19 protein-coding genes are annotated in these 19,282 nt (G+C 70.3%); 5 read left to right on the forward strand and 14 right to left on the reverse strand.

The genetic code is table 11. The annotated features are described in order from the left end of the window. Window positions 1–20: 20 nt before the first annotated feature. Together ACS5PM_RS27515 and ACS5PM_RS27520 are read right to left on the reverse strand one after the other, a co-directional pair. On the reverse strand, window positions 21–1,520 hold the full coding sequence (locus ACS5PM_RS27515; RefSeq protein ID WP_439391089.1) for a class I adenylate-forming enzyme family protein: 1,500 nt from the start codon (window positions 1,518–1,520) through the stop codon (window positions 21–23). A gap of 11 nt (window positions 1,521–1,531) precedes the next feature. After that, window positions 1,532–2,509 carry a Bug family tripartite tricarboxylate transporter substrate binding protein gene (locus ACS5PM_RS27520; RefSeq protein ID WP_439391091.1) on the reverse strand — a complete coding sequence of 326 codons (978 nt, stop codon included), beginning with the start codon at window positions 2,507–2,509 and terminating at the stop codon, window positions 1,532–1,534. A 123-nt stretch (window positions 2,510–2,632) separates the two neighbouring features. Here ACS5PM_RS27520 and ACS5PM_RS27525 point away from each other — a divergent pair, with 123 nt between their 5' ends. Further along, entirely contained in the window at window positions 2,633–3,541 is a 909-nt protein-coding gene (locus ACS5PM_RS27525) for a LysR family transcriptional regulator (RefSeq protein ID WP_439391093.1), read from the forward strand. A 20-nt stretch (window positions 3,542–3,561) separates the two neighbouring features. On the opposite strand, the gene ACS5PM_RS27530 is transcribed toward ACS5PM_RS27525, so the two are convergent. The 4 genes from ACS5PM_RS27530 to ACS5PM_RS27545 all read right to left on the reverse strand — a co-directional run bounded on the left by ACS5PM_RS27530 (window position 3,562) and on the right by ACS5PM_RS27545 (window position 6,974). After that, the gene (locus ACS5PM_RS27530; protein ID WP_439391094.1) at window positions 3,562–3,753 is read right to left on the reverse strand and encodes a hypothetical protein; all 192 of its coding nucleotides are present in this window, start codon (window positions 3,751–3,753) and stop codon (window positions 3,562–3,564) included. Window positions 3,754–3,888: 135 nt separating this feature from the next. Then, window positions 3,889–4,728, reverse strand: coding sequence for a PA4780 family RIO1-like protein kinase (locus ACS5PM_RS27535; protein ID WP_439391095.1), 840 nt, complete (start codon window positions 4,726–4,728; stop codon window positions 3,889–3,891). A gap of 116 nt (window positions 4,729–4,844) precedes the next feature. After that, entirely contained in the window at window positions 4,845–6,371 is a 1,527-nt protein-coding gene (locus ACS5PM_RS27540) for an FAD-dependent oxidoreductase (protein WP_439391096.1), read from the reverse strand. Window positions 6,372–6,515: 144 nt separating this feature from the next. After that, entirely contained in the window at window positions 6,516–6,974 is a 459-nt protein-coding gene (locus ACS5PM_RS27545) for a phage tail protein (protein ID WP_439391097.1), read from the reverse strand. 136 nt (window positions 6,975–7,110) lie between these two features. Between ACS5PM_RS27545 and ACS5PM_RS27550 the strand changes: the two genes are divergently transcribed. Continuing rightward, complete coding sequence (locus ACS5PM_RS27550; RefSeq protein WP_439391098.1) at window positions 7,111–8,691, forward strand: phage baseplate assembly protein V; 1,581 nt, start codon at window positions 7,111–7,113, stop codon at window positions 8,689–8,691. Window positions 8,692–8,702: 11 nt separating this feature from the next. Continuing rightward, window positions 8,703–9,002, forward strand: coding sequence for a PAAR domain-containing protein (locus ACS5PM_RS27555; protein WP_439391099.1), 300 nt, complete (start codon window positions 8,703–8,705; stop codon window positions 9,000–9,002). 49 nt (window positions 9,003–9,051) lie between these two features. Here the strand turns inward: ACS5PM_RS27555 and ACS5PM_RS27560 are convergent, their stop codons facing one another. Continuing rightward, on the reverse strand, window positions 9,052–11,592 hold the full coding sequence (locus tag ACS5PM_RS27560) for an ATP-binding protein (RefSeq protein WP_439391100.1): 2,541 nt from the start codon (window positions 11,590–11,592) through the stop codon (window positions 9,052–9,054). Window positions 11,593–11,798: 206 nt separating this feature from the next. Between ACS5PM_RS27560 and ACS5PM_RS27565 the strand changes: the two genes are divergently transcribed. Together ACS5PM_RS27565 and ACS5PM_RS27570 are read left to right on the forward strand one after the other, a co-directional pair. Beyond that, the gene (locus ACS5PM_RS27565) at window positions 11,799–11,963 is read left to right on the forward strand and encodes a hypothetical protein (protein WP_439391101.1); all 165 of its coding nucleotides are present in this window, start codon (window positions 11,799–11,801) and stop codon (window positions 11,961–11,963) included. Window positions 11,964–12,005: 42 nt separating this feature from the next. Next, complete coding sequence (locus ACS5PM_RS27570; RefSeq protein WP_439391102.1) at window positions 12,006–12,197, forward strand: hypothetical protein; 192 nt, start codon at window positions 12,006–12,008, stop codon at window positions 12,195–12,197. 100 nt (window positions 12,198–12,297) lie between these two features. Here the strand turns inward: ACS5PM_RS27570 and ACS5PM_RS27575 are convergent, their stop codons facing one another. The 7 genes from ACS5PM_RS27575 to ACS5PM_RS27605 form a co-directional block, all read right to left on the reverse strand. Then, window positions 12,298–12,846, reverse strand: coding sequence for a hypothetical protein (locus ACS5PM_RS27575; protein WP_439391103.1), 549 nt, complete (start codon window positions 12,844–12,846; stop codon window positions 12,298–12,300). A 96-nt stretch (window positions 12,847–12,942) separates the two neighbouring features. Then, window positions 12,943–13,932, reverse strand: coding sequence for an NAD(P)H-dependent flavin oxidoreductase (locus tag ACS5PM_RS27580; protein ID WP_439391104.1), 990 nt, complete (start codon window positions 13,930–13,932; stop codon window positions 12,943–12,945). A gap of 2 nt (window positions 13,933–13,934) precedes the next feature. Further along, on the reverse strand, window positions 13,935–14,840 hold the full coding sequence (locus ACS5PM_RS27585; protein ID WP_439391171.1) for an SDR family NAD(P)-dependent oxidoreductase: 906 nt from the start codon (window positions 14,838–14,840) through the stop codon (window positions 13,935–13,937). A gap of 45 nt (window positions 14,841–14,885) precedes the next feature. Next, the gene (locus ACS5PM_RS27590) at window positions 14,886–15,662 is read right to left on the reverse strand and encodes an enoyl-CoA hydratase/isomerase family protein (RefSeq protein ID WP_439391106.1); all 777 of its coding nucleotides are present in this window, start codon (window positions 15,660–15,662) and stop codon (window positions 14,886–14,888) included. 788 nt (window positions 15,663–16,450) lie between these two features. Beyond that, a complete protein-coding gene (locus tag ACS5PM_RS27595; RefSeq protein WP_439391107.1) occupies window positions 16,451–17,251 on the reverse strand; it encodes an SDR family oxidoreductase in 801 nt (266 codons plus the stop codon). A 24-nt stretch (window positions 17,252–17,275) separates the two neighbouring features. Next, window positions 17,276–17,677, reverse strand: coding sequence for a PaaI family thioesterase (locus ACS5PM_RS27600; protein ID WP_439391108.1), 402 nt, complete (start codon window positions 17,675–17,677; stop codon window positions 17,276–17,278). A gap of 71 nt (window positions 17,678–17,748) precedes the next feature. Next, complete coding sequence (locus ACS5PM_RS27605; RefSeq protein ID WP_439391110.1) at window positions 17,749–19,281, reverse strand: class I adenylate-forming enzyme family protein; 1,533 nt, start codon at window positions 19,279–19,281, stop codon at window positions 17,749–17,751. Between the last annotated feature and the right edge of the window lies 1 nt (window position 19,282).

A 19,282-nucleotide genomic window follows, 5' to 3' on the forward strand; every position in this document is an offset into this window, starting at 1 on the left:
GCGATTGCGAAAGGGGGTGTTCACGATGGCGCGAGCGAGGCCAGCAGCTCGCGCTTGAGCACCTTGCCGCTGAGCGTCATCGGGAAGGCCTCGACCACCTTGATCCGCGCCGGCCGCTTGTAGGGCGCCAGGTGTTCGCGCAGGTGGGCATCGAGCAGGGCCAGGCTGAGCTCGCATCCGGGCTTGAGGGTCACGAAGGCGATGACCTCCTCGTTGCCGTCGCCCTCGGGCCGGCCCACCACCGCGGCGGCGTGGATGGCGGCAAATCCGTGCAGCACGGCCTCGACCTCGCCCGGGTAGACGTTGAAGCCCGAGCGGATGATCATTTCCTTCAGCCGGCCGACGACGAACAGCGCGCCTTCCTCGTCCAGGAAGCCCAGGTCGCCGCTGGCGTACCAGCCGCCGGGGCGCATCACCGCCTTGGTCGCCGCCTCGTCGCGGAAGTAGCCCGCCATCAGCCCGCGCCCGCGCAGCCAGATCTCGCCGCGTTGTCCAGCCGGAAGGTCCTGCCCTTCGGGGCCGACGATGCGCAGCTCGGCGCCTTCGACCCGCGTGCCGGCAGAGGTGTCTTCGCGGTGCTGACCGATGGCCGTGACGTGCACCGAGCCGGCGTACTCGGACAGGCCGTAGCCGTGGTGCAGCGGCTGCACGAAGCGCGCCTCGACCCGGCGCTTGAGCGGCATGTCCAGCGGCCCCGCCCCGGTGTACACGTAGCGCAGGGCGGGCGCCTCAGGCTTGGTGATGCCGCGCTCGTCCAGGTGGGCCAGCAGGCGCGAGAACAGCGTCGGCGGCCCCTGCAGCTGGGACACACGGTGCCGCGCCAGCGCATCCAGCACGTCGTCGGCATCGAACTGGCTGCGCATCACCAGGCTGGCGCCGGCCTGCAGCGAAGCCATCAGCACCGTGCCCAGGCCAAAGATGTGCGTCATCGGCAGGTAGGCGTAGGAGCGGTCTTCGGGCCCGAGCCGGCGCGACTCGGCCGATACCCGGCCGAAGTGCAAGAGCCCGTCGTGCGTGACCATCACGCCCTTGGGCACGCCGGTGGTGCCCGAGGTGAAGATGATCGCTGCCACGCGTTCGGCCAGCTCGCCGGTCTCGGCCCGGGCCTGTTCGCGAACGAGGCTGTGCGCGAGGCCGGGCACGCTGGACGCAGTGGCCTCGACGCGCGCCGCATGGCTCGTCGCGGCCGCCGACACCCCCGAGGTGAAGTACACGCGCCGTGCATCGGCCTTTTCGGCGAAGGCAGCGACCTCGCCCGGAGCCATGCGCGCGTTCACGCCGCAGGACCACGCACCCACGCGGCTGCAGGCGAGGATCAGCGCCACGTGCTCCGGGCAGTTCTCGGCCACGATCAGCACGCGGTCGCCAGGGCGGATGCCGTCGGCCCGCAGCTCTTGCTCCAGCGCATCGACCAGCAGGCCCAGCGCGGCGAAATCGACGTCCCGGTCGGGCAGGTGGAGGAAGGTTCTCCGCGAGTCGCGCGCCAGCCAGTCGTCGAAGGCTTCGTGGATGCGCCGCATGCAAGGGATCCTCACTCGAACTTGATGCCGGCGGTGACGCCGCGCCACAGGTCGAAGTCGCCGCGCTGCTGGGCGGCCAGCGTGGCGGGCTCGCCCACCCACAGGTCGTAGCCATGCTCCGTCCATTGCTTGCGCAGGGCCTCGTCGGCCAGCGCGTGGTTGACGGCGGCGTTGAGCTGCCTCACCTGCTCGGTGCTCATGCCCGCCGGGCCATACACGCCGTACCAGCCGACCACCTCGTAGCCGGCCAGGCCCGCTTCGCGCATCGTCGGCACCTCGGGCAGCGAGGGGTTGCGCGCCCGCGAAGTGACGGCCAGGGCGCGCACTCGGTTCGTCTGCACGTAGGTGCGCGCGGTGCTGACGATGTCGAACATCATCGTGATCTGGCCGCCGATCACATCGGTCATCGCCGGCGCGTTGCCCTTGTAGGGCACATGCGTGAGCTGGGCGCCCGCCTGCTTCGCGAACAGCTCGGCGCTCAGGTGGTTGGACGCGCCCATGCCGGCCGAGCCGTAGCTCACCTTGCCGGGGTTGGCCTTGGCGTAGGCGACCAGCTCCGCCAGCGACTTGATGGGCAGGTCCTTGTTGATGACCAGGGCGTTGGCATAGCTCAGCACCGGCGAGACCGGCGTCAGGTCCTTGGCCGGGTCCAGCGCCGTGGTCTTGATCACGTGCGGGCTGATCGTCAGCGTGGGGCTGGCGCCGAAGTACAGCGTGGCCCCATCGGGCGCCGACTTGGCGACCGCTTCGGCGCCGAGCAGCCCGGCCGCGCCGGGCCGGTTGTCGACGATCACGTTGCGCCCCAGCTCACGCGAGAGCAGCGGCGCGAACTGGCGCGCCGCCGTGTCCACCGGCCCGCCCGCGGCATAGCCTACGACCAGGCGCACGGTGGCGGAGGCGGCGGGCGCCTGGGCCCAGGCGGGGCCGGTGGCGAACACCAACGCGAGCAGGCCCAGCGCGCGGCGCCGGGCTGAAATCCGATCTGCCATGAATGTCTCCATCTCGGTGTGGCCCGAGCATGGCGCCGGGCCCGGCGAGGCGCCATCTGTATTTCCCAAAGGGGGTGTTCGGCGGGCGTAGCGGCCGAGGGGGCTGCCGCACAATGAAGCACCATGCACTTCGACCTGATGGACCTGCGGCTCTTCGTCTACGTGGCCGAGGAGTCGAACCTGCGTAAGGGGGCGGAGCGCGCCTGCATCTCGCTGGCCGCGGCGAGCACGCGCATCAAGCAGCTCGAAGACAACATCGGCGTGAAGCTGTTCTACCGCAAGCCGCAGGGCGTGGAGCTCAACCCGGCCGGCGAGGCGATGCTGCACCACGCGAGGCTGGTGCTGCAGCAGGTCGAGCACCTGAAGATGGACCTGCGCGAGTACGCCAGCGGCATCAAGGGCCACGTCCGCATCCTGGCCAACACCACCTCGATCAGCAGCGCGCTGCCGGCCGCGCTGGCCAGTTTCCTCGCCCGCCACCCCGATGTGAGCATCGACCTGCACGAGCGCCTGAGCCAGGAGATCGTCATCGCCATCCACGAGGCGCATGCCGACATCGGCCTGGTCGCCGGCAACGTCGAAACCGAAGGCCTGGAGGTGCACGACTTCGTCGCCGACGAACTCGTGGTGGTCGTGCCCCAGGCCCACCGGCTGGCGGCTCGAGGGCCGAAAGTGAGCTTCGTCGAAACGCTGGACGAGCACCACATCTCGCTGGCCGAGGGCAGCGCGCTGGCCAGCTTCCTGCCGCCGCTGGCGCGCGCCATCGGGCGCCAGCTCGAGTTCCGCATCCAGGTCAGCAGCTTCGAATCCATCTGCCTGCTGGTGGAAGCGGGCGTGGGCATAGGCATCATCCCGCGCTCATCCGCGCTGCGGCATGCCCGGACGATGAAGCTGAAGATCGTTCAGCTCAGCGACGAGTGGGCGCGGCGAGAGACCAAGATCGTCAACCGCGCCCACGTGCCGCTGCCCAAGCTGGCGACGGAGTTGATCCGCCACCTGGCGAACTTCAACTTCGAAGAACGCTTGTTGTAGCGGCCTGTCGCTGACTGGCCCTAGCGGCGCTGGCTTCGCGACTGCGTCTGGTTGCCCGAGCCGACATGCGCTTCGCGGTCGTGCCGGCTGTCTGGCGTCCTCTGGCCCTGGTTCAGCTGGGTGGCAGGGGCCTCGCCGAGCTTGTTCTTGTCGTTTTCGGCCTTGCCCGACTTCGCCGCCTGTTCGTCGCGCGGATTCTGGCGGTACGTCATGCTGTTCTCCATCGCGTGATGAGGAACTTCCAGGCTAGGACGGCGCTGGCGCGACGTCTGTCGGACAGACCCGCATTCCGGCGCGAAGAGCCCGCAACACGTTGCTTTCCTTGTCGGCGGATGTCAGCAGCCGCGTCAGCCCATGCGCTCCAGGCGCGCCGCCTCTTCGAGCCGCGCATCCTCTATCTCGCGCAACACGCCGGACAGGTCCACCTCGCCGGGCTGATGCTCGTAGCGTCCCGTCAGCGGCATGTCGGGCACCAGCCTGCCGCCGGCGTACAGCGACCAGATCTCGGGGCCGTACTGGGTGGAGAGCAGGGCCGGCGCATGCTGGCCGAAGAAGCTGCGCAGGTTGTCGACATCCCGCATCAGCATGCGCGGCGCGTGATTGTTGCCGGCGGCATCCACCGCCTGCGGCAGGTCGATGATGACCGGCCCGTCGGCGGCCAGCAGGATGTTGAACTCCGACAGGTCACCGTGGATCACGCCGGCGCAGAGCATGCGCACCACCTCGTCGATCAGCGTGGCGTGGTGCTGCTGCGCCTCCTCTTCGCTGAAGCACAGGTCGTTCAAGCGCGGGGCCGCGTCGCCTTGCTCATCGGCCACCAGCTCCATCAACAGCACGCCTTCATGGAAGTTGCCGGGCTGCGGTACGCGCACGCCGGCGGCGGCCAGGCGATACAAGGCATCCACTTCGGCGCTCTGCCAGGCGGCCTCCTGCTGCTTGCGCCCGAACGCCGTGCCCTTGGCCATCGCGCGCGCCTGCCGGCTGTTGCGCACCTTGCGGTTCTCGGTGTAGTCGACCGCCTGGCGGAAGCTGCGCTGGTGCGCCTCCTTGTAGACCTTGGCCGCGCAGGTCTCTTCGCCGCAGCGAACGACGTAGACATCGGCTTCCTTGCCGCTCTTGAGCTGGCGAACAACGCTGTCGATCAGGCCTTCGGCCATCAGGGCCTGCAGGCGGGCGGGGGTTTTCATGGGCGGATTGTCGGGGCTGGCGGAGCCCGACGAACGAGGGGACGGCGACGAGCGGGCGCGGCGCGAGACCAAATCATCAGCCGCACCCACAGGCTGCTGCCCGAACCTGCCGTGCCTCAGCCGGCCTGCTCCTCCATCCGCAGCTCGGCGGCCAGGCTGTCTGCATCGCGATAGATCGTCACCACCGCCAGCACACGCCCCTCGCGCTTGTACTGGAGCGTGCAGTCGCGGCCCGCGATGTCGCCGTCGACGACGATCTCATCCCACTTCTCCGCATGACCGACATAGTTGATCGGCACGTCGTAATGCTGGCTCCAGAAGAACGGCACGGCTTCGAACCTCTCGCGATGGCCGAGCATGTTCAGCGCGGCGGTCTGGCCCTGGCGCTGCGCGACGACCCAGTGCTCGACGCGGATGGACTCGCCGGTGTGCGGGTCGGGCCAGCGCGCGATGTCGCCCGCAGCGAAGACGCCCGGCGCACTCGTCTGCAAACAGGCATCGACGGTCACGCCGCGATCGATCGCGAGGCCCGCCTTCTCGGCCAGCGACAGCCGCGGCCGCACGCCGACGCCGGCCACCACCAGGTCGGCCTCGATGCGGCCGCCGCCGGCGAGCATGACCTGCCGCTCGTCGATCGCGCTGGCCGTGTCGGGCAGGTGGAACACGACGCCGTGCTTCTCGTGCAGCCGGCGGATGAAATCCCCCAGCTGCGGACCCAGCACGCGCTCCATCGGGCGCGCCTCGGGCGCGACGACGTGCACCTCGATGCCACGTGCCCGCAGCGAAGCCGCGACCTCCAGCCCGATGAAGCTGGCGCCCATCACCACGGCAACCCGTGCCTTCGAAGCCTGCTCGATGATGGCTCGGCAATCGGCCAGCGTGCGCAGCGTGTGCACATGCGGCAGGTCCATGCCCGGGATAGACAGGCGGACCGGTTCGGCACCGGTGGCCAGCAGCAGGCGGTCGTAGGGCAGCTTGCTGCCGTCGCCGAGTTCGAGCTCGCGCGCCTGCGTGTCGAGGCCGACGACGCGGGTGCCGAGCCGCAGCTCGATGGACTGCTCGGCGTAGAAGCTTTCGTCGCGCAGCGGCACCCATTCCTCCGGAGCGCTGCCGGCCAGGTAGTCCTTGGACAGGTTCGGCCGATCGACCGGCGGTGCGCCGTCGTCGCTCAGCATCACGAGGCTGCCCTGGTAGTGCCGGCGGCGCAGCATTTCGGCCGCCGCGAACCCGGCCGCGCCACCGCCGACGATGACGATCTTCTGCGGCGGCGAGCCGGCCGGCGCGGCGCGGGCTTGTTCAGGCGATGCCTTGCCGATCACGACGACCTTGCCTTGCCGCACCTCGGTGGCAAAGCAGGACACCGGGCTCAGGGCCGGTGCGGCCACGGCCTCGCCGGTCCGCAGGCTGAAGCAGGCGTGGTGCCAGGGGCAGCGGACGGTGTCGCCGACCATCAGCCCCTCGGCCAGAGGCCCGTGGTAATGGGTGCACTCGGCGCCGATCGCGAAGTATTCGCCGCCGCGGCGCGCCAGCAGAACCGCCTCGTCGCCCACGTGGCCGGCGAGCATCTTTCCGTCGGGCAGGGTGTCGAGGGCGACGCCCTGGGCGAGATCGGGGCCTTTGTCTTGCGATGCATCAGTGCTCATGGCGACCTCCGGTTCATGGCCGTGAACTCCCGTGCCGCGCCGGGCACGGGATCGGGATCATGCGCCGGCGGCCATGGCCTTGCTCTCAGCCCCTGGGTGCCGCCCCGCGCCTCGATGGCGTCAGGCTGCCTCGATGCCGTCACGTCAGGCGTTGGCGATCGTGAGGCCCTCGTGGGCGATGACCAGGGTCTCCACCGCCACCTCGTTGCCCGTCGACTTCAAGTCGGTGCCGGTGATCTTGGCCGGCCAGGCATTGGCCAGCGTCCACACCATCGCGGGCATCCCGCTCTCGTCGATCAGGCTGATGGTCATCGCCGTGCGCCCGGCGGCGTTCGACTTGATCTCGTCGAACCAGTCCCAGAACTTGTTGTCGCTCTTGAAGACGCCCTTCTTCAGGGTGATGTCGCCGTGCTTCTGGATGCCCGGCATCTTGAGGACCGAGAACTGAGCGCTGTCTCCACGCCGATACTCGATGGGCTGCCCTTGCACGTCCAGGCCCGAGACCTCCTGGAAACTCATCACCCGGTCCGCCCACTTCACTTCGAAGCGGAACCTGGGAAGCGGCCACGCGGTGGTGGACTGCGCCGAACCGTCGTCTGCCATGGTCGATCTCCGGTGGGGTCGATGGGGCCGATTCCAGGCGCCATCTTGCGCCCTGCCTGGCCTGCCGCGCGCACGCGGCCCCCATCCAGCGTATACCCTGCGCTTTCCGCCTCCAAGCCGAAGGTAGCGACACACCATGGCTGACTCTCCCCAACTCCATGCGGAGGGCGTCGTTCGCCTCAGCATCCTCAGCTCGGGTCGGCAGCAGTCCGATCTGAGCGTCCTCTCGGTCCAGGTCCATCACGCCCTGAACGACGTGCCCTGGGCCCGGCTGGTGCTGGCCGATGGCGACATGGCGAATGGCAGTGTTCCGCTGAGCGATGGCGAGCTGTTCGAGCCGGGCGCCGACATCGCGGTGAAGGCCGGCTACGGCGATGTCGAGGAGACGATCTTCACCGGCATCGTGGTCCGCCACAGCTTCGGCATCAGCGGCGGCGACGGCCGCCTCAGCGTGCTGTGCCGCGCCAGGGCCTGCAAGATGACCGAGCCGCGCCGTACCGTGCTTCACGGGCGTGGCACCGACGCCGAAGTCCTCCAGACCCTGATCGGAAACGCCGGACTCACCGCCCGCGTGGCGAAGACCGACATCGATCGCGAAGTGCTGGTCCAGCGCGACTGCAGCGACTGGGATTACATGCTGGCGAGAGCCGGCGCGATGGGCCTGATGGTGAACGTCGAGGGCGACACCGTGAGCGTGCAGCCGCCGCCGACGGACGCGGCGGCCGTCCTCACCCTGACCTGGGGCGTGGACCTCATCGACTTCGATGCCGACGCCGAGGCGAGCCGTCCTTGCGCGGTCACGCAGGCGTCGCTGCGCGGGCGCATGAGCTTCCAGGGCAGCGCCCTGGCCCGGCCCGGTGCCGTGGTCGAGCTGGCGGGCCTGGGCAAGCGGTTCAGCGGCCCGGTGCTGTTGAGCTCGGTCGAGCACGAAATCAGCGACGGCGAATGGATCACGCGGGCCGGGTTCGGCCTGGACCTTCGCTCGCCCGACCAGCCCCCGGGCTTGCCGGCATCATCCAGCAGCGGCCTTCTGCCGGGTGCCGGCGGCCTGCAGACCGGCGTGGTGCTCCAGCTCGATGGCGATCCGCAGGGGCAGCACCGGATCCTGGTCCGCACGGCGGCCTGCCAGGGGGCGACCGAAGGCCTTTGGGCGCGGGTGCTGCAGCTGCAGGCCTCCGCCGGATTCGGCAGCTTCTTCCTGCCCGAGGTCGGCGACGAGGTGCTGCTCGGCCATCTGGACCAGGATCCCGCGCAGCCGGTCGTGCTGGGCAGCCTCTACGGCAGCAGTCGCACGCCGCCTTACCCGCTGACGGCCGGCAACGCCATCAAGGCGGTCGTCACGCGCAGCCGGCACCGGATCGAGTTCAACGATGCCGACAAGGTCATCACCATCACCACGCCGGCCCGCAACCAGCTGGTGTTCAGCGACCAGGAGCAGGCCATCGAGGTCAAGGACCAGAGCGGCAACGTCGTCAGGCTCTCGCCAGCCGGCATCGCGCTCGACAGCCCCCGCGACATCACGCTGGCGGCCCAGGGCGTCATCACGCTCGAGGCGGTCGGCGCGATCGCTGTCCGCTCCAAAGGCGACGTCAACGTGGAGGGGCTGAACGTCGCCTGCCAAGCCCAGGTGGGCATCTCCGCCAAGGGCGCGGCTGCCGCCGAGCTCTCGTCCTCCGGCCAGACCACGGTCAAGGGCGCGATGGTCATGATCAACTGAAGAGCACTGCCATGCCTCCCGCCGCCCGCATCACCGACATGCACATTTGCCCGATGGTGACGCCCGGCTTGTCGCCGATACCTCATGTCGGCGGGCCGGTCCTCGGGCCCGGCGTGCCGACCGTGCTGATCGGGGGCTTGCCGGCCGCCGTGGTGGGCGACCTGGCGGCCTGCGTCGGCCCCGTCGACACCGTCGTCACAGGCTCGGCGACCGTGATGATCGGCGGCCGTCCGGCGGCGCGCCTGGGAGACGCCACCTCGCACGGAGGCTCCCTCGCGACGGGTTGGCCCACCGTGTCGATCGGAGGCTGACCAGCCGCGGGCTCAGTCGGTCGCCGGTGGACGAAAGACTCTCAGCCTGTCATTCCCCCAGCGCCTGCGCCGCCAGGACCTCGCCGGACATCGTGGCGCCTTCGGCAAGCCAGGCCGACAGCGGCAGCGTGGGCTGGACGGCGCTCAGGGCCGCCTGAGTCATGTCACGGGCCCGCTGCTCGCTCAGCTCGCGCTGGAAACCCGATTTCAGGTACTGCGCATCGCACCAGCCGGCCAGGCGTGCCGCCACGGGGTGGCGGCCGCGCTGGCACGCCAGCAGCGCGAAGTGGTCGGCGTGATGGTCCAGCCGGTCGATGCGGATCAGCTCCGGCAGCGAGCGCCGGGCCAGGGTCAGCGCCTCTGGCGTGTCGCCGCGGTAGGTGAGCGCGGCGCTCAGGTTGGCGACGTTGGTGATGGCATAGAGCTGCAGGGCGCGGCCGGTCTGGGCCAGCACTTGCCGGCGCAGGGCGATCGCTTCGTCCGCCTTCCCCTGCACGAACAGGTTCTCGGCCAGGTTGATGCGCGCGACGTCGATCTGGCGCGCGTCGCCGTGCGCCCGCTGCAGCGCCAGCAGCTCTTCGGCGAACGGCTGGCCCTCGGCCGGCCGGCCCCGGGCCTCATGCCAGAAGGTGCGCGCGATCAGCAGCTCTTCGCGTGACAGCGGCGGCCACGCCGGATCGGCCGCCTCGGCGGCCTCGCGGATGGCCTCGGCGGCCGCTTCGAGGTCGTAGCGCCAGGCGAGTTTCTGCGCCGCCAGCGTGCGGCAGAGGTAGATGCCGCGCCGGTCCCCCAGGCGGCGGTAGATCGCGGCGGCGCTGTCGAGATCGGCGAACTCCCTGGCCGCCTCGGTCCGGTGGGCCACGCGGGCGCTGGCGTACAGCACCTGCGCCTGAAGCGCAGGCTCGCGCACCTCGTCGAAACGGGCCAGGGCCTCGTCGCACCAGCGCATGCCCTCGGCCGCCAGGCCCAAGGCCTTCCAGGCCCAGCCACTGGCGCCGACCAGGCCCACCAGCAGCGTCGCGTCACCGCAGGGCTGCGCGGACCAGGCCAGCGCGGCGCGAAGGTTGTCGATCTCGTGCAGCAGCACGGCGAGCTGGCGGCTGTCGCCCAGGTGCCAGCGCTGCAGCTCGGCGCGCCGCCACACGGCCAGCAGCGCCTCGGCATGGCGGCGGGACGTGGCAGCCAGCTCGCCGGCCTCGGCCAGGCGCTCCAGCGCGAAGGCGCGCGTGCTTTCGAGCAGGCGGTAGCGCGGCGGCTCGCCGCCGTCGGCGATGACCAGCGACTTGTCGACGAGCGCCCCCAGCTGGTCCAGCACCGCCCACTCGTCGTGAGAGGCATCGGCGGCGACCTGCTGCGCCGCGTCCAGCCCGAAGCCGCCGTGGAAGATGCCGAGGCGCCGCAGCACGAGTTGCTCGTCCGCGCCGAGCAGGGCATGGCTCCATTCGATGGCGGCGCGCAGGGTCTGCTGGCGGCGAGGCGCGCCGCGGTTGCCCGAGGTGAGCAGGCGGAAGCGGTCGTCCAGACGCTGGCGCAACCCGTCGATGCCGAGCAGCGGCCAGCGTGCGGCCGCGAGCTCGATCGCCAGCGGAATGCCGTCGAGCCGGCGGCAGATGTCGGCCACCGAGGCGCGATTGTCGGCGTCGAGCGTGAAGCACGGGTTCGCGGCATGGGCGCGGGCCGCGAACAGGGCCAGCGCGGCATCGCCCTCACCGGTCGGCGTGGCCGGCTCGTCGAGCGCGGGCACCTCCAGCGGGCCGAGGCGCAGCAGGCGCTCCTCGGCGAGCTTCAGCGTCTCCTGGCTGGTGGCCAGCAGGTGCACACCGGGGCAGTCGCGCAGCAGCAGGCCCGCCACCTCGGCCACGCCGGCGACCAGGTGCTCGCAGTTGTCGAGCAGCAGCAACAAGCTGCGCTCGCCGAGGCGTGCAGCGAGCTGCTCGGGCCCCGCCGGGGCGTCCAGCGACACGCCCAGGGCGCACGCGATGCTGCTGGACACCAGCCGGGCCTCGCTCACCGGCGCCAGCTCGACCGGCCAGACGCCGTCGGGAAAGCCGGACTGGGCCCGCCAGGCCGCGGCCAGCGCGAGGCGCGTCTTGCCGATGCCGCCGGCGCCGGCGACCGTCACCAGCCGGTGCTGGGCGAGCAGGCTGCCCAAGGCCGCGAGTTCGCGGTCACGGCCGTACAGCGCTTCGCCGGGCGAGGGAAGCCGCCCTCGGGCCGAGGTGGTGGAGATCGCTACGTCGGGCAGGGTGGTGGTGGCCGGGCGATCGTCGTTGGCGGCCCCTTCGAGCGGGGCGGTGAAGCGGTAGCCGCGGCCGGGGATGGTGGCGATGGCCGAAGGCCCGAGCAGCTTGCGCAGCGCCGAGATGTGCACCTGCAGGTTGTTCTCCTCCACCACCAGTCCGGGCCAGACCACGTCGAGCAGCTCGTTCTTGCTGACCACGCGGTCGCGACGCTGCGCCAGCGTCACCAGCAGGTCGAAGGCGCGAGCGCCGAGCTTGGCCGGCTGGCCGTCGACCAGGAGCTGGCGGGCTTCGGGCTGCGCCACGAAGCGGCCGAAGGCGAACTCCTTCAAGGCGGACGAACCGGCCATCGACCCTCCTTCTTTGGGCGCGAGCTTACGCCCGGCGGGCGCTGCGGCCGTCATCTCCCCCGGATGGGGGGTGATGGATGCGTTTTCAGGCGCGCGATTCAGAACGCTTCAGGGCCGGCCCAAGGACCTGAACCGGCCTTCAGCGGGACAGTTCATCCATCGACAACGCGCCGCCCGGTGCCACCCGACCCACCCGAGGAACCGTGATGCAAACCGCCCCGACCAGCACCCGCTTCGCCGCCGCCTTCGCCGCCGTTCGCATCACCTACACGCTGCTGCAGTTCGTCGCCCCGCTGGGTGGCGCTTCGGCTGCGCCGCTGGTCGTCGAAGCCCATCCCGCCGTCGTCGCGCTGGCGACGAGCAGCCGTTGACCCGATTCCCACCACGCCACCAACCCTCGAAAGGACTCCCCCATGAACACGAGCTGGAACACCCGCCTGGCCGCCGCCGCGGCCTCCGCCGCCACCACGCTGGCCCTGCTGCATGGCCTGCTCTGCCTGGCCGGCCCGGCCGGCGCCGGCCCGGATCCCCTGTCGGCGAGGCTGAACAGCGGGCGCTGCGCGGCCGGTATTGCGCTGGCAACGCTGGAGCACGGCAGTTCTTGAGTCCGGGGTCGACGACGTGCTCGAAGCGTTGTTGCTGGGGATCTGCTCGCGCAGATCGCCCAGTGCCTCGGCGATGTGGCGCAGATAGGGCAGGTTCGGGTCATCGGCTCGCATCGGTCACCTCGGTGTGGATTCGCATCAGCTCAGCCTCCATCAGCTTGGCTGCCAGGTTGCGCTCGCGCGCCCGGCCGGTCCGCAAAGCATCCAGCAGGGCGAGCAGGCGGTGCAGCGCAGGGTCGGCAAGCGCGGCCTGAGGTGCCGTGCGGTAGAGCGGCGAGATCGTCGGGCCCTTGGCGCTGCCATCGGGATGCGCCCATACCGGCGCCTCTACAGGAGCAGCATTCAACTGGCTGGCCAGCGGCTCGGCCCCAAAGGCCGTCGGCACGCCGCGCTTGACCGGTCCTGCCGTGGCCGGCCAGACGTACCGCACGCCGTGCACCGCGAACTCCAGCAAGTTCGGCCGCACGGGCGACCACTCGCCGCGCGCGGGTGCCACGGCCAGGCCCGATGCCACGGCGCGCTTCACGCTCGCATGCATTTCAGACGCGCTCATGGCGAGCGCCTCGCCCAAAGCGGCGTAGGTCCAGCGCTGTGGCGGATGAGCCGACACCTTCAGCAGCACCATCAAGTCTTGCGGTTTCAGGTCCATGGGGATGCGCGTATTCGCTATTCGCGAATTGCGAATATCGCCGATGAACGCGCGGTTGGCAGGCCGTGCTGGCACTTCAACGAGCGAGGAGCCAGCTCAGCATGCCGCGATGTCAACCTCGCTGACCCTCGCACACCTCTTCGCCATCAGACCCGCCAAGGCGTTCCGGTACTCCAACTCCAACCGGTCCACCCTCTCCGCCATCTTCTCCACCCCCGTCACCGCCCCTATCCCTTGCCCACACCCCCAGATGTCCTTCCACGGCTTGCGCGTGCTGCCGAAGTTCATCGCATGGGGGTTGCTCGTCGGCAGTTTGTCGGGGTCCAGGCCGGCGGCGCGGATGGAGGGCTTGAGGTAGTTGCCGTGCACGCCGGTGAAGAGGTCTGAATACACGATGTCGTCGCTCGTGCACTCGACGATCATGCGCTTGTAGGCCTCTTCGGCGCGGGCCTCCTCGGTGGCGATGAAGGCCGAGCCGATGTAGGCCAGGTCGGCGCCCATGGCCTGGGCGGCGAGGATGGCCTGGCCGGTGGCGATGGCGCCGCTGAGGGCGAGCGGGCCGTCGAACCAGCTGCGGATCTCCTGGATCAGCGCGAGGGGGTTGCGGGTGCCGGCATGCCCTCCGGCGCCGGCGGCCACGGCGATCAGGCCGTCGGCGTCCTTGGCGATGGCCTTGTGCGCGAAGGTGTTGTCGATCACGTCGTGCAGCACCAGGCCGCCCCAGGCATGCACCGCCTGGTTGACCTCGGGCCGCGCGCCCAGCGACGTGATGACGAGCGGCACCCGGTACTTCTCGCACAGGGCGAGGTCGTCTTCGAGCCGGTCGTTGCTCTTGTGCACGATCTGGTTGATGCCAAAGGGCGCGGCAGGGGCTTCGGGGTGGGCTCGGTCGTGCGCGGCCAGGGCCTCGGTGATCTCGGCCAGCCACTCGTCGAGCAGCGAGGCGGGCCGGGCGTTGAGCGCAGGCATGGAGCCGACGATGCCGGCCTTGCATTGGGCGATCACGAGTTCCGGCACGCTGATGATGAACAGCGGCGCGGCGATCACCGGCAGGCGCAGGCCGCTGAAGAGCGCGGGCAGGGCCATGACTACACCGGGTCCCAGCTGAACACGTCGCCCGAGCGTTCGAGGTCGAAGTACTGGGCCTTGAGCGCAGGCAGCGCGTGGGTCGCCACCGTCTCGGGGCTCCAGCCTTCGCTGCGGTGCACCGAGCGGATGGGGCGAGGCTGGCTGATCAGGAAGATCTCGTTGTTGCGCACGGCGAAGATCTGGCCGTTGGTGTCGGCCGCGGCCTCGCTGGCCAGGCAGACGGCCAGCGGCGCGATCTTGGCCGGCGTCATCTGCTTCATGCGATCGACCCGCTGCTTCTCGGCATCGGTCTCGGTGGGGATGGAGCCGATCATGCGGCTCCATGCGAAGGGCGCGATGCAGTTGGAGCGCACGTTGAACTTCTGCATGTCCAGCGCGATGGATTTCGACAGCGCGGCCACGCCCAGCTTGGCCGCGGCGTAGTTGGCCTGGCCGAAGTTGCCGATCAGGCCGGAGGTGGACGTCATGTGCACGTACACGCCCGACTGCTGCTCCTTGAAGTGCGGGGCGGCGGCGCGGCTGACGTAGTAGCTGCCGTACAGGTGCACCTTGATGACGGCGTCCCACTCGTCGTCGCTCATCTTGTGGAAGAAGCGGTCGCGCAGGATGCCGGCGTTGTTCACCACGCCGTCGATGCGGCCGAAGCTGTCGAGCGCGGTGGCGATGATGCGGCCGGCCGAGCGCGGGTCGGACACGCTGTCGGTGTTGGCCGTCGCCTCGCCGCCTGCGGCGCGGATCTCATTGACCACCTGCTGAGCGGGCCCCGCATCGGAGCCTTCACCGGCCACCGAGGCGCCTATGTCGTTGACGACGACGCGTGCTCCGGCGCGTGCCATGGCGAGCGCGATGTCGCGGCCAATGCCGCCGCCGGCGCCGGTGACGACGATCACCTTGCCTTCGAGCATGGGTGCAGTCATGGGGGACTCCGTGTGATGTGCTGTGGAAGGTCGTCATGCCGGCCACTGGAAGCGGGCCGGCTGCTTGTCGAGGAAGGCCTGCACCGCCTCGCGGTGCGCTTGCGTGCCCATGGCCAGCGCCTGGGCGTTGGCTTCGAGTTCGAGCTGGGTGGCGAGGTCGCTGCCAGCAGCCACCGTGCGCTTGACGAGGCTCACGGCCATGGGCGAGGCCTGCACGAAGCTCGCGGCCATCGCCTGCGCGCGGGCGAGCAGCTGCTCAGGTGGCTGCAGCTCCATCGCGATGCCGAGTCGCAGCGCCTCTTCGGCGCCGACCTCCCGGGCCGAGAGCATCAGCTCCTTGGCGCGCTGCGGGCCGACGATGCGGGGCAGGGTGTAGAAGATGCCGCAGTCGGGGACCAGGCCTACTTTGAGGAAGGACACGCAGAAGCGGGCGCGCGGTGTGGCGATCACGAAGTCGGCGGCCAGGGCGAGGCCGAGGCCGGCGCCGTAGGCGGCGCCGTCGACGGCGGCGATGACGGGGCGGTCGAGCGTGATCAGGTCCTGCAGCCAGTGGTGCAGGCTGTGGAGGCGATCTCGCCAGCCCTGGTTGTCCAGCCCGGCGGTGGCGATGTTGCGCAGGTCGCCGCCGGAGCAGAAGTGGCCGTTGGCGCCGGTGATGACGAGGGCGCGGATGTGGCGGTCTTGCTTGATGCTGTGGACGACCTCGGCCACCTCCTCGCGCATGGCGGGGCTCAGCGCGTTGCGGGTGGCGGCCTGGTCGAGGGTCAGCGTGGCGACCTGGTCGCGGACTTCGTAGTGGATGGTTTGCATGAGTTGCGAGGTCGAGTTGAGGGGCCCTTCGACAAGCTCAGGGTGAACTGAGTAAAGGTGCGGTTGGGTCTCACTCTCCCGTTCGGGCTGAGCCTGTCGAAGCCTGGAGCGTGAGGGCCCTTCGACAGGCTCAGGGTGAACGGGGTTGGGACTGTCGAGCTGGGCACCACCTTTCCGTTCGGGCTGAGCTTGTCGAAGCCTCGTGCTTGAGGGTCCTTCGACAAGCTCAGGGTGAACGGAGTAAAGGTGCGGTTGGGTCTCACTCTCCCGTTCGGGCTGAGCCTGTCGATGCCTGGTGATTGAGGGCCCTTCGACAGGCTCAGGGTGAACGGGGTGGGGAGTGTCGAGCTGGGCACCACCTTCCCGTTCGGGCTTGTCGAAGCCTCGTGCATTCGGGCCCTTCGACAAGCTCAGGGTGAACGGAGTAAAGGTGCGGTTGGGTCTCACTCTCCCGTTCGGGCTGAGCTTGTCGAAGCCTGATGGGTGAGGGCCCTTCGACAGGCTCAGGGTGAACGGGGTGGGGAGTGTCGAGCTGGGCACCACCTTTCCGTTCGGGCTGAGCTTGTCGAAGCCTCGTGCATTCGGGCCCTTCGACAAGCGCAGGGTGAACGGAGCAAAGGTTCGACCGGCTCCCACTCTCCCGTTCGGGCTGAGCCTGTCGAAGCCTGGAGCGTGAGGGCCCTTCGACAGGCTCAGGGTGAACGGGGTGGGGAGCGTCGGGCTGAGCCTGTCGAAGCCTCGGGCCTGCGGCGGGCGAGCGGTGGAATGGTCCGGCATCTTCCCGGCCCCTAAGCCGCCTTCACAGCCGCACTCAAATCACGCCCGCCCGGCAGCGAGCTGCCGCCATCCACGGGGATGATGGCGCCAGTGACGAAGCTGGCCAGCGGCGAACTCAACACCAGAGCCATGTCGGCCACCTCGGCTGTCTTGCCGAACCGCCCCAGCGGGATGCTCGCGGCCATCTGCGCCAGGGCCTCGGGGCTGGGTGCCAGGCGGCGGATGCCTTCGGTGTCGCCGATGGGGCCGGGGACGATGGAGTTCACGCGCACGCCATCCGGACCCCACTCCATGGCCAGCACGCGGGTGAGCATGTCCACGCCCGCCTTGGCGGCGCACACATGGGCCTGGTAGGGCGTGGGGTTGTAGGCCTGCGGCGCCGAGATGTTGATCACCGAGGCGCCCGGGCGGCGCAGGTGCGCATGGCCGGCGCGCAGCACGTTGAAGCTGCCGACCAGGTCGATGTCGACCACGGTGCGAAAGCCCTTGCTCGACATGCCCAGCGCCGGCGCGACGAAGTTGCCGGCGGCGCCCGAGACGAGCACGTCGATGGGGCCGAAGCGCTCGCGGGCCGCGGCAAGCGCCGCGTCGATCGCCTCGTACTCGCGCACGTCGGCGCTGTGGCCTTGCACCTGGCCGCCGTGGCGGCGCAAATGCTCGACCGCACCGGCCACGCGCTCGGCCGAGCGGCTGGCGATGGAGACCGTGGCGCCGCGCTGGGCGAAGGCATCGGCGATGGCGAGGTTGATGCCGCTGCTGCCCCCGGCCACGAAGACGTGGCGGCCGGTGAAATCGAGCGGGTTCGTGTTCATGGCTTCAGTCCAGTCTTTGGGATCTCAGCGAGGGTCCAGGTAGCGGAAGGACCCGACGGCGCGCGCCACGGTGCGGCCGCCCTCGTCCCGCACGACCGCCTGGCATTGCACGACCTCGTCGGCGACGCTGATCACCTCGCCGTCGGCCGTGAGCCGGCCGCGGCCGGGCTGCAGGTAGCTGGTGTTGAGGTTGAGCGTCACGGCGGTGCGCCTGAAATCGATCCGCGAGACGGCCGCGCTGGCCATCACCACGTCGACCAGCGTGGCGACCACGCCGCCGTGCATCGCGTGGATCAGGTTCTCCAGCTCGGGCCGCGCCTCCACGACCAGGCGCGCCCGGCCGTCCTGCGAGAACTCGCGCCGCACGCCCAGCAGCTGCATGAACGGCACGCGGCCGAAGGCCTGGTGACGATCGACGTCGCGCAACGGTGCTCCCTCGGGCCTTCGGCCCTGTCCCTCCGGGAGGGAGTGAGCCCCTACGGGCGGCCGGGCGGGGCTCACTTGGGATGCGCCGCGCGCAGCACGGTCTTGAGCACCTTGCCGGCCGCGGAAAGCGGCAGCGCATCGGTGAAGCTGATGCCGCGTGGGCACTTGAAGCCGGCGAGCTGCCCACGGCACCAGGCCTTGAGCGCGTCGCCGGCCGTGGCCGGGTCCAGATCCGCCGCCTTGCTCAACACCACCACCGCATGCACTGCCTCGCCCCAGCGGGCGTCGGGCACGCCGATCACCGCGGCGTCGGTCACGGCGGGGTGGCTGCGCAATGCGGCCTCGACCTCGGCGGAGTAGACGTTCTCGCCGCCGGTGATGATCATGTCCTTCAGGCGGTCGGCGATGAAGAGGAAGCCTTCGTCGTCCATCCGCCCGCCGTCGCCGGTGCGGAACCAGCCCTCGTGAAAGGCCGAGGCGGTGACCTCGGGCAGCCGCCAGTAGCCCTGCGTCACCATCGGGCCGCGGACCACGATCTCGCCCACCTCGCCGCGCGGCAGCTCGCGGCCGCTTTCGTCGACGACCCGGATCTCGGCGCCCAGGCCGGCCCGACCGACGCTGCGCAGGCGGCCGAGCGTGCGTGCATCCGACCCTGGCGCGGGCCGGTGGTTGGCCGGCAGGTTGATGCACACGGCGCCGGCCGTCTCGGTGAGCCCATAGGCCTGGAAGAACTCGGCCTGCGGCCAGGCGGCCAGCGCGCGGTCGAGCAGGTCGGGCGGCATAGGTGCCGCGCCGAAGGCGATGCGGTTGAGGCTTTGCAATCGCGCGGCGTCGAAGCCCGGCGCCTCCAGCAGGGCCTGCAGCATGGTGGGCACGACGACGATGTCGGTGATGCCGTGCTGCTCGATGGCGGCCAGCACCACCTCGGCGCGGAACTGCGGCAAGGTGACGCAGGCGCCTGCGACGATGGACTGGCCCACCAGCCGCCCCAGGCCCGCGACGTGGAACAGCGGTGCCACCAGTAGCGAGACGCTGTCAGGCGAGTTGTTGAGTTCGGCCCCGCGCGTCATCGAAGCCGTCCAGAAGTTGGCGTGGGTGAGCATCACGCCTTTGGAGCGACCGGTGGTGCCGCCGGTGTAGAGGATGGCGGCCAGGGCGTCGCCGCCGGTGCGGGTGTCTTCGAGCGGCTCGAGCGCCTGCCCTTCGGCGGCGATGTCTTCGCAGGACGCGATGGGGCCCAGGTCGGCCAGCGCCGCGGCCTGGGCCGCGAACTGCGCGTCGGCCACCAGCAGGCGGGCCTGGCAATCGGCGACGGCAAAACGCAACTCCGGCACGCTCCAGCGGACGTTGAGCGGGCACGCCACGGCGCCCAGCCACCAGCAGGCGTTGAGCAGCGTGATCAGCGCATCGTCGTTCGGCGCCAGCAGGGCCACGCGGTCGCCACGGCCAACCCCGCGTGCCCGCAACGCCGCCGCTTGCCGGCCCACGCGGTCGGCGAACTGCGCGAAGGTCCAGTGGCGATCGCCCCCGGCCTGCAGATGGCGCAGGGCGACCCTGGCGGGATCGCGCTGCAGCGCGCGGTGCAATCCTTGGGTGAGGTACATG

The sequence above is a fragment of the Ideonella flava genome (assembly GCF_051857595.1).
Classification (GTDB): Bacteria; Pseudomonadota; Gammaproteobacteria; order Burkholderiales; family Burkholderiaceae_C; genus Ideonella.